The organism is uncultured Bradyrhizobium sp., assembly GCF_947648125.1.
Classification (GTDB): Bacteria; Pseudomonadota; Alphaproteobacteria; order Rhizobiales; family Xanthobacteraceae; genus Bradyrhizobium.
Genome location: NZ_CANSMR010000013.1, coordinates 114,184 through 126,762, shown reverse-complemented (window position 1 = coordinate 126,762; position 12,579 = coordinate 114,184). Strand labels below are relative to the sequence as shown.

Below are 12,579 nucleotides of genomic sequence, written 5' to 3'. Positions count from 1 at the left end.
GACTTTTTGAATGTTCTACTGGTTGATCGAACTGTCCAACACCGTTCCGGGGTTTGGGGCATTCCGCAGCGCTCTGAACGTGTTCCGCTACATCACCTTCCGCACCGGCGGCGCGATGGTGACCGGCGCGCTGTTCGTGTTCCTGTTCGGGCCCTGGATCATCGATCACTTAAGGCTGCGGCAGGGCAAGGGCCAGCCGATCCGCACCGATGGTCCGCAGTCGCACCTGATCTCCAAGAAGGGCACGCCGACCATGGGCGGGCTGATGATCCTGTCCGGGCTCGTGGTGTCGACGCTGCTCTGGGCCAACCCGCTCAATCCCTATGTCTGGATCGTGCTGGCGGTGACGCTCGGCTTCGGCTTCGTCGGTTTCTATGACGATTATTTGAAGGTCACAAAGCAGTCGCACAGCGGCTTCGCCGGCAAGCTCAGGCTCTTGATCGAGGCGGTGATCGGGCTCGCCGCCACCTACGCGCTGGTTCGGCTCGGGCGCGATGTGTCCTCGACGTCGCTCGTGATTCCCTTCTTCAAGGACCTCGTGATCAATTTCGGCTGGTTCTTCGTGATCTTCGGCGCCTTCGTGATGGTCGGCGCCGGCAATGCGGTGAACCTGACCGACGGCCTCGACGGCCTTGCCATCGTACCGGTCATGATCGCGGCCGCGAGCTTCGGCATGATCTCGTATCTCACCGGCAACGCGGTGTTCTCGGATTATCTGCAGATCAATTACGTCGCCGGCACCGGCGAACTGGCGGTGCTGTGTGGCGCGGTACTTGGCGCTGGTCTCGGCTTCCTCTGGTTCAACGCGCCGCCGGCCTCGATCTTCATGGGCGACACCGGCTCGCTCGCGCTCGGCGGCATGCTCGGGGCCACCGCGGTCGCGGTGAAGCACGAGATCGTGCTTGCGGTGATCGGCGGCCTGTTCGTGCTGGAGGCGGTCTCGGTCATCGTCCAGGTCACCTCGTTCAAGCTGACCGGCAAGCGCGTATTCCGGATGGCGCCGCTGCATCATCATTTCGAGCAGAAGGGCTGGACCGAGCCGCAGATCGTGATCCGGTTCTGGATCATCTCGGTGATGCTGGCGCTCGCCGGCCTCTCCACCCTCAAGCTGCGCTGAGCGTCGCCATGATCCCGGTCACCTCCTTCTCGGGCAAGACGGTCGCAGTCTTCGGGCTCGGCGGCTCCGGGCTTGCGAGCTGCCACGCGCTGAAGGCCGGTGGCGCGGAAGTGATCGCGGCCGACGACAGTGCCGACAATGTCGCCAAGGCGGCGCAGGCCGGCTTCACCACCGCCGATCTGCGCACCGTGTCGTGGGCGAATTTCGCCGCGCTGATCCTGACCCCTGGCGCGCCGCTGACCCATCCGGCTCCGCACTGGAGCGTGTCGAAGGCGCGCGAGGCCGGTGTCGAGGTGATCGGTGACGTCGAACTGTTTTGCCGCGAGCGGCGCCGTCACGCACCGAACGCGCCATTCGTCGCCATCACCGGCACCAACGGCAAGTCGACCACCACTGCGCTGATCGCGCACCTGATGAAGGTCGCCGGCTACGATACCCAGATGGGCGGCAATATCGGCACCGCGATCCTGTCGCTGGAGCCGCCGCGGATGGGCCGCGTCCATGTCATCGAGATGTCGTCCTACCAGATCGACCTCGCGCCGTCGCTAGACCCCTCCGTCGGTATCCTGATCAATATCAGCGAGGACCACATCGATCGCCACGGCACGCTGCAGCATTACGCCGCGGTCAAGGAGCGGCTGGTCGCAGGCGTGCAGCAGGGCGGCACCGCGATCGTCGGCGTCGACGACGGCTGGTGCCGCGACATCGCCGACCGGCTCGATCGCGCCGGCAAGCGCGTGGTGCGCATCTCGGTGAAGAACCCGCTGCCCGATGGCCTCTATGTCGAGCACGAGACCATCGTGCGCGCATCCGGCGCGGCGCGCAGCGAGGTGGCGCGGCTCGGCGGTATCGGTTCGCTGCGCGGTCTGCACAATGCGCAGAACGCCGCCTGCGCCTCCGCCTGTACGCTGGCGATGGGCATCGCGACCGACGTCTTGCAGAACGGCCTGCGCAGCTTCCCGGGGCTGGCGCACCGCATGGAGCAGGTCGGCCGCCGCGGCAATGTGCTGTTCGTCAATGATTCCAAGGGCACCAACGCGGATGCCGCCGCGCACGCGCTGTCGTCGTTCGCCGACATCTACTGGATCGCCGGCGGCAAGCCGAAGGCGGGCGGCATCACGGGCCTCACCGGCTATTTCCCGCGCATCCGCAAGGCCTATCTGATCGGCGAGGCGGCGGCCGAATTCTCCGGCACGCTCGGCGACCGCGTCGCGCATGAGATGTCCGGCACGCTCGACGTCGCGATCGCCAGCGCCGCGCGCGATGCGGAAGCGTCGGGGCTCGCAGAGGCCGTCGTGCTGCTGTCGCCGGCCTGCGCCTCGTTCGACCAGTACCGCAATTTCGAAATCCGCGGCACAGCCTTCCGCGACATCGTCCAGGCGCTGCCGGGTGTGAAGCCGGTGGTGTGACGGCTGATTGTAGAATCGTAGGATGGGTAGAGCGCAGCGAAACCCATCAGACCGCGCCACGCATTCGCCGTCGTCCCGGCGAAGGCCGGGACCCATAACCACAAAATGATACTGTTGGGCGTCGCTGGAACGACGAGTCCCATTCACTACACTTGCTGCGGCGTATGGGTCCCGGCCTTCGCCGGGACGACAGCTGTGCGTGGGCTCGCAGTAGTGAACGAGCCTCCCAAATCCCTCCCTCAAAAGTTACCCAACCCGTTAACCCCTTGGAAACCATCCTGCGCCACGAATGGACGTTATCTCTGCCATCTGGGGACGCCCATGCTCGCCCGTGACCAACGCACCCCGTTCTCGGACTGGTGGTGGACCGTCGACAAGCTGCTGCTTGTGGCGATCGCCGCGTTGATGCTGGCCGGAGTCATCCTGTCGCTGGCGGCGAGCCCGCCGGTCGCGACCCGGATCGGGCTCGATCCGTTCCACTTCTTCAACCGCCACGTCATGTTCCTGGTGCCGTCACTGATCGTGCTGATCGGGGTGTCGTTCATGACGCCGCGGCAGATCCGGCGCACCGCGCTGATCGTGTTCGCGGTCTCGATCGTGCTGATCGTGCTGACGCTGCTGATCGGGCCCGAGGTCAAGGGCTCGCGGCGCTGGATCACGCTGCTCGGCGTCAACATCCAGGCCTCCGAAGCCGCCAAGCCCGCCTTCGTGATCGTCGCGGCCTGGCTGTTCGCGGAATCGACCAAGCGGCCGGAGATGCCGGCAACCTCGATGGCGCTGGTGCTCTTGATGATGCTGGTCACGCTCTTGGTGATGGAGCCCGACTTCGGTCAGACCATGCTGATCCTCACCGTCTGGGGCGCGCTGTTCTTCATCGCGGGCATGCGGATGATCTGGGTGTTCGGGCTCGCCGGCGCCGCGGGCGCCGGCCTGTTCGGCGCCTATCTTTTGGTGCCGCACGTCGCCGGCCGCATCAAGCGCTTCATGAATCCTGCCTCTGGCGACACCTTCCAGGTCGACACCGCGATGGAAGCGTTCTGGAACGGCGGCTGGTTCGGGCTCGGGCCGGGCGAGGGCATCGCCAAACGCAGCCTGCCGGACAGCCACACGGACTTTGTGTTCGCGGTCGCGGCGGAAGAATTCGGCATCATCCTCTGCCTGATGCTGGTCGCGCTGTTCGGCTTCATCGTGATCCGCACGCTGACGCGAGCGTACGCCACCGAGGACATGTTCTCGCGCTTCGCGGCATCGGGGCTTGCGATCCTGTTCGGCGTGCAGGCGACGATCAACATGGCGGTCAATCTGCAACTGATCCCGGCCAAGGGCATGACGCTGCCGTTCATCTCCTATGGCGGCTCCTCGTTCGTCTCGCTCGCCTATGGCGTCGGCATGATGCTGGCGTTGACGCGGCAGCGGCCGCGCACCGAGGTCGAATCGATGGAAGGCGCCAGCGCTCGGCGCGCCTATGCGTAGGTGACTGTGACTGCGGCGTCGGTTATCTGGAAACCATGGACAACGCGCCCCTGATTCTGCTGGCGGCCGGTGGCACCGGCGGCCATTTGTTCCCGGCCGAAGCGCTCGCCGTGGAACTGATCAGACGCGGCCTGCGGGTGCGGCTTGCGACCGACGGCCGCGCGCTGCGCTACTCCGGCCTGTTCGGCAGGGAGAGCATCGAGCTCGTGCCGAGCGCGACCGTGCGCAGCGGCAACCCGATCTCGCTGGCGCGGACCGTGCTGATGCTCGGCTACGGCACGCTGGTGGCCGCCAATGTGGTGCGCCGCCTGAAGCCGTCGGTCGTCGTCGGCTTCGGCGGTTACCCGACCTTGCCGCCGCTGATGGCGGCGCGGATGCTTGGCGTCCCCGGCATCATTCACGACGCCAATGCGGTGCTCGGCCGCGCCAACCGCTTCCTCTCCGGCCGCGTCAACGCGATCGCGACCTCGCTGCCCGGCGTGCTCGATCGCGATCCCGCGCTCGCCGGCAAGGCGACCACCGTCGGCACGCCGATGCGCCCCGCGATCCTCGCCGCCGCCGCGGTGAAATACACCCCGCCCGAAGTGAACGGGCCGCTGCGCCTGCTCGTTGTCGGCGGCAGCCAGGGCGCGCGGGTGATGAGCGACATCGTGCCGCCGGCGATCGAGCAGCTCGATCCCGCGCTATGGAGCCGGCTGATCATCACCCAGCAGGTGCGCGACGAGGACATGAATCGGGTGCGCGCGGTCTACGACCGGCTCAAGATCGATGCCGAGCTCGCGCCGTTCTTTCCTGATCTGCCGGCGCGGCTGGCCTCGAGCCAGCTCGTGATCTCGCGTTCCGGCGCCGGCACCGTCGCCGAGCTCGCCGCGATCGGCCGGCCCTCGATCCTGGTGCCGCTGCCGGGCGCAATCGATCAGGACCAGTTCGCCAATGCCGGCGTGCTGTCGCAGGCGAACGGCGCGCTGCGCATCACGCAGAGCGACTTCACGCCGGAACGGCTCGCAGCCGAGATAACGGCCTTCGCTGCGGAGCCCGAGAGGCTGACCGCGATGGCGGGAGCCGCGCGCAGTGTCGGCCGGCTCGATGCCGCCGAGCGGCTGGCCGATCTGGTTGCCAAGGTGGCCGGAATTTGATGCGCCAATCCGGCAGGACGCCGGGGGAGACTTGATCATGACGGGTCTTTTGATTCACTCCGTCTCGGAATTCTCGGACCTGATCCTCGAAGCGCTGAGTCTGGCGGATGCGCGAGATATCGTCGAGATCGGTGCCGAGTATGGCGGCATGTCCGCGCTGCTCGCCGATCACTGCCGGGCCCGCGGCGGCCAGTTCACCAGTGTCGATCCGGCGCCGAAGCGCGAATTCCTCGATTGGGTGAGCGCCAATCCGGATGTGCGTCACGTGGCGAAGCCCAGCCTCGATGCGTTCGGCGAACTGGATGCACCCGACGCCTGGATCGTCGACGGGGACCACAATTGGTACACGGTGTATCACGAGCTCAGGCAGATCGAGGCGATCAGCCGCCGTAACGGCAAGCCCGTTCTGGCCTTCCTTCACGATGTCGGCTGGCCCTGCGGGCGCCGCGACATGTATTACGCGCCCGGCCAGATTCCCGCTGAGTTTCGTCACCCGCACAGTTTCAACGCCGGCGCCACGCTGGATCGCCCGGTGTTGGTCGAAGGCCGTGGATTTCGCGGGGCGGGCTTCGCCGCATTCGCAAACGTCGCCGGCGGCGCGCGCAATGGCGTGATGACTGCGATCGATGACTTCCTCGCCGAAGAGCTTGCGCAGGGCAGGGAGTTCGGCTTCGCCGAGATCCCCGCCGTGTTCGGCCTAGGGGTGCTGTTCGACATGAACGCCGCCTGGAGCGCACAGCTTGCCGAGCTCGTGCTGCCCTATCACCAGAACAAGCTGCTGCGTGCGCTCGAGACCAACCGGCTGCGCAATTATCTTCGCGTCATCGAGATGCAGGATGAGCTCGCGGCGCGCGTTGTGCGGCCGGGAGCGGCGTAGCCGCTGGGCCGAGATGGAGATGTCCGTGACGTCAGGTCGCAACCACTGGCCGCTAGCTGACGACAGCGACATTTCCGCGGCTGCGGGGTGGAAAAAGCCCTTGTCACGCATGGGAAAAGCGGGGCATCCAGTACACAGCGCGACCAATGTGAGGCGCACAAAGACGATGATATCAGGAACCGGAACATGAGACTGCCGCGCGAGATCGGACCCATTCACTTCGTCGGGATCGGCGGCATTGGCATGAGCGGCATTGCCGAGGTGCTGATCAATCTCGGCTACACCGTGCAGGGCTCCGACGCGTCTGACAATTACAACCTCGACCGGCTGCGCAAGAAGGGCGCCAAGGTCTCGGTCGGCCACGCCGCCGAGAACGTCGATGGCGCCGATGTCGTGGTGGTCTCGACCGCGATCAAGCGCGACAATCCGGAGCTGATGGCGGCGCGCGCGCGGCGCATTCCCGTGGTGCGCCGTGCCGAGATGCTGGCGGAGCTGATGCGGCTGAAGAGCTGCGTCGCGATCGCCGGCACCCATGGCAAGACCACCACGACCACGATGGTGGCGACGTTGCTCGATGCCGGCGGGCTCGATCCGACCGTGATCAACGGCGGCATCATCAATGCCTATGGCTCCAACGCGCGGCTCGGGGCCGGCGACTGGATGGTAGTCGAGGCCGACGAGAGCGACGGCACCTTCCTGAAACTGCCGTCCGATGTCGTCATCGTCACCAATATCGATCCCGAGCATCTCGATCACTTCAAGACCTTCGAGGCGATCCAAGACGCATTCCGCAATTTCGTCGAGAACGTTCCGTTCTACGGCTTTGCCGTGATGTGCACCGATCACCCCGTGGTGCAAACGCTGGTCGGCAAGATCGAGGACCGCCGTATCATCACCTACGGGCAGAATCCGCAGGCCGATGCGCAGCTGCTGGATCTGACGCCGATGGGCGGTGGCTCGAAATTCAAGGTCGCGATCCGCGATCGCAAGTCGGGCGCGACGCACGAGATCGCTGATATCATGCTGCCGATGCCGGGGCGGCACAACGCGTCGAACGCGACAGCAGCGATCGCGGTCGCGCATCAGCTCGGCGTGTCCGACGACGTGATCCGCCAGGCCATGGCCGGCTTCGGCGGCGTCAAGCGACGCTTCACCAAGACCGGCGAGACGAACGGCATCACCGTGATCGACGATTACGGCCATCATCCGGTCGAGATCGCGGCCGTGCTGAAGGCGGCGCGGGAATCCACCAACGGCAAGATCGTCGCCGTGGTGCAGCCGCATCGCTATACCCGCCTGCAGTCGCTGTTTGAGGAATTCTGCACCTGCTTCAACGATGCCGATGCGGTCGTGGTTGCCGAGGTCTATCCGGCCGGCGAGGCGCCGATCGCAGGCATCGACCGCGATCACTTCGCCGCCGGCCTGCGCGCCCACGGCCATCGCAACGTTGTCCCGCTGCCGAATGCCGGCGAGCTTGCGAAGATCATTCACGGCCTCGCCAAGTCCGGCGACCTCGTCGTCTGCCTCGGCGCCGGCAACATCACGCAGTGGGCCTACGCATTGCCCGGCGAATTGAAGGCGCTGGGGTGATGGAGGCCTCGTATCTCACCACGTCATGGCCGGGCTTGTCCCGGCCATCCACGTCTTCACTGCACTATCGTGTCGTACAGGTCTTCCCAGTCCGGATTCGCTGCGATGATCTTGCGGATCTTCCAAGCGCGCGGCCAATGCTTGATGGTGTGTTCGCGCTGGATGGCGGTACGGATGTCGTCAAATTGCTCAAAATAGACCAGCCGCTTCAGTCCGTATCGCTTGGTGAAGCCGTCGACGAAGCCGGAACGATGCTCGAATATCCGGCGGACGAGATCGCTCGTTACCCCGACGTAGAGCACACCGTTCGGACGGTTGGTCAGAAAGTAGACGTATCCACCTGCCATGTGGAGATACTGCAAGACGTGGATGGCCGGGACAAGCCCGGCCATGACGGATGGAGAGGTCACGTATGACCTTCCCGGACATCACGCCCGACCTGAAAGCCGCGATGCCGGAGCTGCGCGGGCGGCTGCTGGCGAACCAGCGGCTTTCGGAGTTGACCTGGTTTCGCGTCGGAGGGCCGGCGCAGGTGCTGTTCACGCCGGCCGATGAGGATGATCTCGCCTATTTCCTGAAGCGCCTGCCGCAGGAGCTGCCGGTCTATGTCGTCGGCGTCGGCTCCAATTTGATCGTGCGCGACGGCGGTGTGCCGGGCGTCGTGATCCGGCTGGCGCCGCGTGCCTTTGGCGAGACCGGTGCGGCTGGCGATGTCGTCACCGCCGGCGCCGCGGCGCTCGACAAGCGCGTGGCCGAGACGGCGGCTGCTGCAAATATCGGCGGCATGGAATTCTTCTTCGGCATTCCCGGCACGATCGGCGGCGCGCTGCGCATGAACGCCGGCGCCAATGGCGGCGAGACCAAGGATGTGCTGATCGAGGCCACTGGCATCGGCCGGGACGGTGTGAAGCACACGTTCGACAATGCCGGCATGAAGTTCGTCTATCGCAACTCTGGCGTCGATCCGTCGATCGTGTTCACCTCGGCGCGCTTCCGCGGCAGGATCACCGATGCGGACGCGATCCGTACCCGCATGAATGAGGTGCAGACCCATCGCGAGACCGCGCAGCCGATCCGCGAGAAGACCGGCGGCTCGACCTTCAAGAATCCGCCGGGCAACAGCGCCTGGAAACTGATCGACGCTGCCGGCTGCCGCGGCCTCAAGGTCGGCGGCGCGCAGGTGTCGGAGATGCACTGCAATTTCCTGATCAACACCGGCAACGCCACCGGGCATGACATCGAGACGCTCGGCGAGACGGTGCGCGAGCGGGTCAAGCAGACCAGCGGAATTGAGCTGCACTGGGAAATCAAGCGGATCGGGAAAAGCTGATGCAGGTGACCATTCTGTTCGGCGGTACCAACAAGGAGCGGCTGGTCTCGGTGGCGAGCGCGCAGGCGCTGCACCGGGCGCTGCCCGACGCTGATCTCTGGTTCTGGGACGTCGACGACACCGTGCATGCGGTGACGTCCGAACAGCTGCTCGGCCACACGCGGCCCTTCGAGATCGACTTCAAGCCCGATGGTCGCGGCATCGTACTCGACCAGGCACTCGACAAAGCCAGTGCCGAGCAGCGTGTGCTGGTGCTCGGCTTGCACGGTGGCCGCGCCGAGAACGGCGAATTGCAGGCGATGTGCGAGATGCGCGGCGTCGCGTTCACCGGCTCCGGCTCGGCGTCGTCGCATTTGGCGTTCGACAAGCCATCGGCGAAGCGCTTCGCCGCGATCGCGGGCCTCAACGCGCCGCTGGGCATCACCGTCGAGCAGATCGACGATGCCTTCGCGAAGCACGGCAGGCTGATCGCAAAACCCGCCAGGGACGGATCGAGCTACGGGCTGATCTTCGTCAACGCCAAGCAGGACCTCGTCGCGGTCCGCAATGCCGCCAAGCATGAAGACTATCTGATCGAGCCGTTCGTATCGGGCGTGGAGGCGACCTGCGGCGTGCTCGAGCAATCCGACGGTACGGTGTTCGCGCTGCCGCCGATCGAGATCGTGCCGGCGGAGGGGGGCTTCGACTACACAGCCAAATACCTTTTGAAGTCGACCCAGGAGATCTGCCCCGGCCGCTTCGCGCCCGAGGTCAGCGCCGCGATCATGGACCATGCGTTGCGGGCGCACCGGGCATTGTCCTGCACCGGCTATTCGCGCAGCGATTTCATCGTGTCGGCCAATGGCCCGGTCTACCTCGAGACCAACACGCTGCCCGGCCTCACGGCGGCATCGCTGTACCCTAAGGCCTTGAAAGCACAGGGCATCGCCTTTGCCGACTTCCTGGCCGACCAGATCGAGCTCGGCCGCCTCCGCGCCAGGAGTTAAGGCCGATCGGGTGGGGAACCCGCCCGACTCGGCCGGATGGAACCCGGGCGCTGTTGCTAAAATGCTAACGGGTTCGCGGCAAAGTATTCAGAGCGTTGATCAAAATACACCTCAGGCTGAACTCCTTTACCATTTGTTTACCAGGAAGCCCGAAGGTTAACGCTGGCGGCGCATGTAGCGCTTGGCTGCCGGGGCGTGAGCTGTCGCGGATTACCGCTTCGAGGATCGCAACCAGGGAACAGGGGGCCTCTCTAATCCCACCGGTCTAGCCGAGACGTGATTTGTGCCGGGACCCCGCAGGGTTTGCGGGCGCAACATGTGACGAGCTCGTGCAATGGATGGTGCAGGACGCCTCACCCGATCGCTGCGATCGCTGGGGCCTCAAGCTGACCTGAGAGCAGCCGCTATTGGAGCGGCGGTGCTGCTGCGCGAGTATGTCGGCGCCCATCTCGCCCGCCGCCGCCAGCGCCCGGCCAGGCAGCCGCAGGTGATCGATCGCGAGCCGCCGAACCGCTACATCCTGCTGGTCGAACGTTATCTGCCGCGCCGCATCGGCCTGGTCGCGACGCTCGCGATCCTGTTCGGCAGCCTGGGCTTCGGTATCGTCAGGGGCGGCCATCTCGAGGAGTTCACCACCGCGCTCAGCGACACCCGCAACGCGCTGGCCAATTCCGCGGGCTTCCGCATCACCACCGTCGGCATCAACGGCCGCAGGCAGCTGAGCCAGGACGAGGTGCTTGCGATCGGCGGCGTCAATGGCCGCTCCTCGCTGCTGTTCCTCGACGCCGATACCGTGCGCGCCAAGCTGAAGGCCAATCCCTGGATCGCCGACGCCACGATCCTCAAGCTCTATCCGGGCCGGCTGCAGATCGACATCGTCGAGCGCACCGCCTTCGCGCTGTGGCAGCAGAACGGCCGCCTGTCGGTGATTGCCTCCGACGGCGCGGTGCTCGAGCCGTACGTCTCGCGCCGCTTCCTCAATCTGCCGCTGGTGGTGGGCAAGGGCGCGGACACTCGCGCCCAGGACTTCCTGGCGCTGCTCGACCGTTATCCGCAAGTGCGTTCGGTGACCAGGGCCGCGATCTTCGTCGGCGAGCGGCGCTGGAACCTGCGCCTCAAGGACGGCCTCGACGTCCGCTTGCCCGAGAACGACGTCGGCAACGCTTTGGCCGCGCTCTCCAGGCTCGACAAGGATGAGAAGCTGTTCTCGCGCGACATTGTCGCCGTCGACATGCGCCTGCCTGATCGGCTGATCGTGCAATTGTCCGAGGAAGCCGGCAAGGCGCGCGACGAACTGTTCAAGGACAAGAAGTCCAAGAAGAAGGCCGGGGACGCTGCATGACCGGCCTTGATCGCAATTTGACCCCGAAGACCCGCCCGATGCAGAAGCGCACCGCGATGGTGGCTTCGCTCGACGTCGGCTCCAGCAAGATCGCCTGCATGATCGCGCGGCTCAAGCCGTCGCCGCCGAACGAGGCGTTGCGCGGCCGCACCCACGCGGTCGAACTGATCGGCTACAGCCAGATCCAGTCGCGCGGCGTCAAGGCCGGCTCCGTCGTCGATCTCGCCGAATGCGAGAAGGCGGTGCGCCATGCCGTGGCGCTGGCCGAGCGCATGGCCAAGGTCCGTGTCGAGTCCGTCCTGCTGTCGGTCTCCGGCGGCAGGCTGCATGGCCAGCTGGTTGAAGCCGCGGCCGATATCCACGGCGGCTCGGTGACCGCGGACGATATCAGCCGCGTCACCTCGGCCGGCATGCGCCACGCCGCCGGCGCCGGCCGCACCGTGCTGCACGCGCTGCCGGTCGGCTACGCGCTCGATGGCGTCAAGGGTATCCGCGATCCCAAAGGCATGGTGGCGCGCCAGTTCGGCGTCGACATGAACGTGGTGACGTCGGACGCGACGGTCGCCAAGAACCTGATGCTGGTGGTCGAGCGCTGCCATCTCAACGTCGAGGCCATGGCGTCGAGCCCCTATGTCGCCGGCCTGTCGGTGCTGACCGATGACGAGGCCGATCTCGGCGCCGCCGTCGTCGAGATGGGCGCCGGCTCGACGACGATCGCGACTTACTCCGGCGGCCGCCTCGTGCACGCATCCGGATTTGCGCTCGGCGGGCAACACATCACGATGGATCTTGCGCGCGGCATCGGCGCGTGCATTGCGGATGCCGAGCGAATCAAGACTTTATACGGCACGGTGCTGACCGGCGGTTCGGACTCGCGCGAGCTGATGTCCGTTCCCACTGCAGGCGACGATCGGGAGACTCCGCAAATCGTGTCCCGCGCCACGATCGCGAACATCGTCCGGCATCGCGCCGAGGAGATTTTCGAAATGGTCCGTGACCGGCTCGCGGATTCCCCCTTTGCGGCAGAGCCGAGAGCGCGCGTCGTGCTGAGCGGCGGGGCGTCGCAGCTCACCGGCACCGTCGAGCTTGCCACCCGTATCCTGAACCGTCAGGTCCGCATCGGCCGTCCGCTCGGCTTCGGCCGGCTGCCGAACGAGGCGAAGGGCGCCTCGTTCTCGGTGCCGACGGGCCTCTTGGTCTATCCGCAATACGCACATCTTGAACATGTCGAACCGCGGCGCACGCGGCAGCTCAGGACAGGGACAGACGGTTACTTCGGAAAGGTCGGACGATGGCTTCGCGAGGGCTTCTGATGACCG

General features: G+C 65.9%; 11 protein-coding genes and 1 pseudogene. 11 read left to right on the top strand and 1 reads right to left on the bottom strand.

What is annotated here, in order from left to right; all coding sequences use genetic code 11:
• Window positions 1-10 precede the first annotated feature (10 nt).
• The 6 genes from mraY (at window position 11) to murC (ending at window position 7,602) form a co-directional block, all read left to right on the top strand.
• Window positions 11-1,117 (top strand): phospho-N-acetylmuramoyl-pentapeptide-transferase, encoded by a 1,107-nt coding sequence (mraY, locus tag Q0030_RS22845; RefSeq protein WP_028332550.1) that lies wholly within the window; start codon window positions 11-13, stop codon window positions 1,115-1,117.
• Window positions 1,118-1,125: 8 nt separating this feature from the next.
• Window positions 1,126-2,526 (top strand): UDP-N-acetylmuramoyl-L-alanine--D-glutamate ligase, encoded by a 1,401-nt coding sequence (murD, locus tag Q0030_RS22840; protein ID WP_298371917.1) that lies wholly within the window; start codon window positions 1,126-1,128, stop codon window positions 2,524-2,526.
• Between the two features lie 321 nt (window positions 2,527-2,847).
• On the top strand, window positions 2,848-3,999 hold the full coding sequence (gene ftsW, locus Q0030_RS22835; RefSeq protein WP_298371915.1) for a putative lipid II flippase FtsW: 1,152 nt from the start codon (window positions 2,848-2,850) through the stop codon (window positions 3,997-3,999).
• Window positions 4,000-4,034: 35 nt separating this feature from the next.
• Window positions 4,035-5,135, top strand: a complete 1,101-nt coding sequence (murG, locus tag Q0030_RS22830; protein ID WP_298371913.1) for an undecaprenyldiphospho-muramoylpentapeptide beta-N-acetylglucosaminyltransferase — start codon at window positions 4,035-4,037, stop codon at window positions 5,133-5,135.
• 37 nt (window positions 5,136-5,172) lie between these two features.
• Window positions 5,173-6,012, top strand: coding sequence for a class I SAM-dependent methyltransferase (locus Q0030_RS22825; RefSeq protein WP_298371911.1), 840 nt, complete (start codon window positions 5,173-5,175; stop codon window positions 6,010-6,012).
• 186 nt (window positions 6,013-6,198) lie between these two features.
• Entirely contained in the window at window positions 6,199-7,602 is a 1,404-nt protein-coding gene (gene murC, locus Q0030_RS22820) for a UDP-N-acetylmuramate--L-alanine ligase (RefSeq protein WP_298371909.1), read from the top strand.
• Between the two features lie 56 nt (window positions 7,603-7,658).
• On the opposite strand, the gene Q0030_RS22815 is transcribed toward murC, so the two are convergent.
• Entirely contained in the window at window positions 7,659-7,994 is a 336-nt protein-coding gene (locus Q0030_RS22815) for a GIY-YIG nuclease family protein (protein ID WP_298372039.1), read from the bottom strand.
• Window positions 7,995-8,014: 20 nt separating this feature from the next.
• Here Q0030_RS22815 and murB point away from each other — a divergent pair, with 20 nt between their 5' ends.
• The 5 genes and pseudogenes from murB (at window position 8,015) to ftsA (ending at window position 12,573) form a co-directional block, all read left to right on the top strand.
• Window positions 8,015-8,932: a UDP-N-acetylmuramate dehydrogenase gene (gene murB / locus Q0030_RS22810; protein WP_298371907.1), complete on the top strand. Its 918-nt coding sequence runs from the start codon at window positions 8,015-8,017 to the stop codon at window positions 8,930-8,932.
• Window positions 8,932-9,918 (top strand): D-alanine--D-alanine ligase, encoded by a 987-nt coding sequence (locus tag Q0030_RS22805; protein ID WP_298371906.1) that lies wholly within the window; start codon window positions 8,932-8,934, stop codon window positions 9,916-9,918. Before murB ends, Q0030_RS22805 begins: the two co-directional genes overlap by 1 nt.
• Window positions 9,919-9,990: 72 nt before the next feature.
• Window positions 9,991-10,313, top strand: a pseudogene (locus Q0030_RS22800) (D-alanine--D-alanine ligase); the annotation flags it as partial.
• Entirely contained in the window at window positions 10,253-11,260 is a 1,008-nt protein-coding gene (locus tag Q0030_RS22795; protein WP_298371904.1) for a cell division protein FtsQ/DivIB, read from the top strand. The pseudogene Q0030_RS22800 and the gene Q0030_RS22795, both read left to right, overlap by 61 nt.
• A complete protein-coding gene (gene ftsA, locus Q0030_RS22790; RefSeq protein WP_298371902.1) occupies window positions 11,257-12,573 on the top strand; it encodes a cell division protein FtsA in 1,317 nt (438 codons plus the stop codon). The genes Q0030_RS22795 and ftsA overlap by 4 nt, the downstream gene beginning before the upstream one ends.
• Window positions 12,574-12,579: the final 6 nt, after the last annotated feature.

What these genes read in the sequence shown, in the direction of transcription:
- mraY (WP_028332550.1), top strand. Translation starts at nt 11, where the DNA reads ATGTTCTACTGGTTGATCGAACTGTCCAACACCGTTCCGGGGTTTGGG.
- murD (WP_298371917.1), top strand. Translation starts at nt 1,126, where the DNA reads ATGATCCCGGTCACCTCCTTCTCGGGCAAGACGGTCGCAGTCTTCGGG.
- ftsW (WP_298371915.1), top strand. Translation starts at nt 2,848, where the DNA reads ATGCTCGCCCGTGACCAACGCACCCCGTTCTCGGACTGGTGGTGGACC.
- murG (WP_298371913.1), top strand. Translation starts at nt 4,035, where the DNA reads ATGGACAACGCGCCCCTGATTCTGCTGGCGGCCGGTGGCACCGGCGGC.
- Q0030_RS22825 (WP_298371911.1), top strand. Translation starts at nt 5,173, where the DNA reads ATGACGGGTCTTTTGATTCACTCCGTCTCGGAATTCTCGGACCTGATC.
- murC (WP_298371909.1), top strand. Translation starts at nt 6,199, where the DNA reads ATGAGACTGCCGCGCGAGATCGGACCCATTCACTTCGTCGGGATCGGC.
- Q0030_RS22815 (WP_298372039.1), bottom strand. Translation starts at nt 7,994, where the DNA reads ATGGCCGGGCTTGTCCCGGCCATCCACGTCTTGCAGTATCTCCACATG.
- murB (WP_298371907.1), top strand. Translation starts at nt 8,015, where the DNA reads ATGACCTTCCCGGACATCACGCCCGACCTGAAAGCCGCGATGCCGGAG.
- Q0030_RS22805 (WP_298371906.1), top strand. Translation starts at nt 8,932, where the DNA reads ATGCAGGTGACCATTCTGTTCGGCGGTACCAACAAGGAGCGGCTGGTC.
- Q0030_RS22795 (WP_298371904.1), top strand. Translation starts at nt 10,253, where the DNA reads ATGGATGGTGCAGGACGCCTCACCCGATCGCTGCGATCGCTGGGGCCT.
- ftsA (WP_298371902.1), top strand. Translation starts at nt 11,257, where the DNA reads ATGACCGGCCTTGATCGCAATTTGACCCCGAAGACCCGCCCGATGCAG.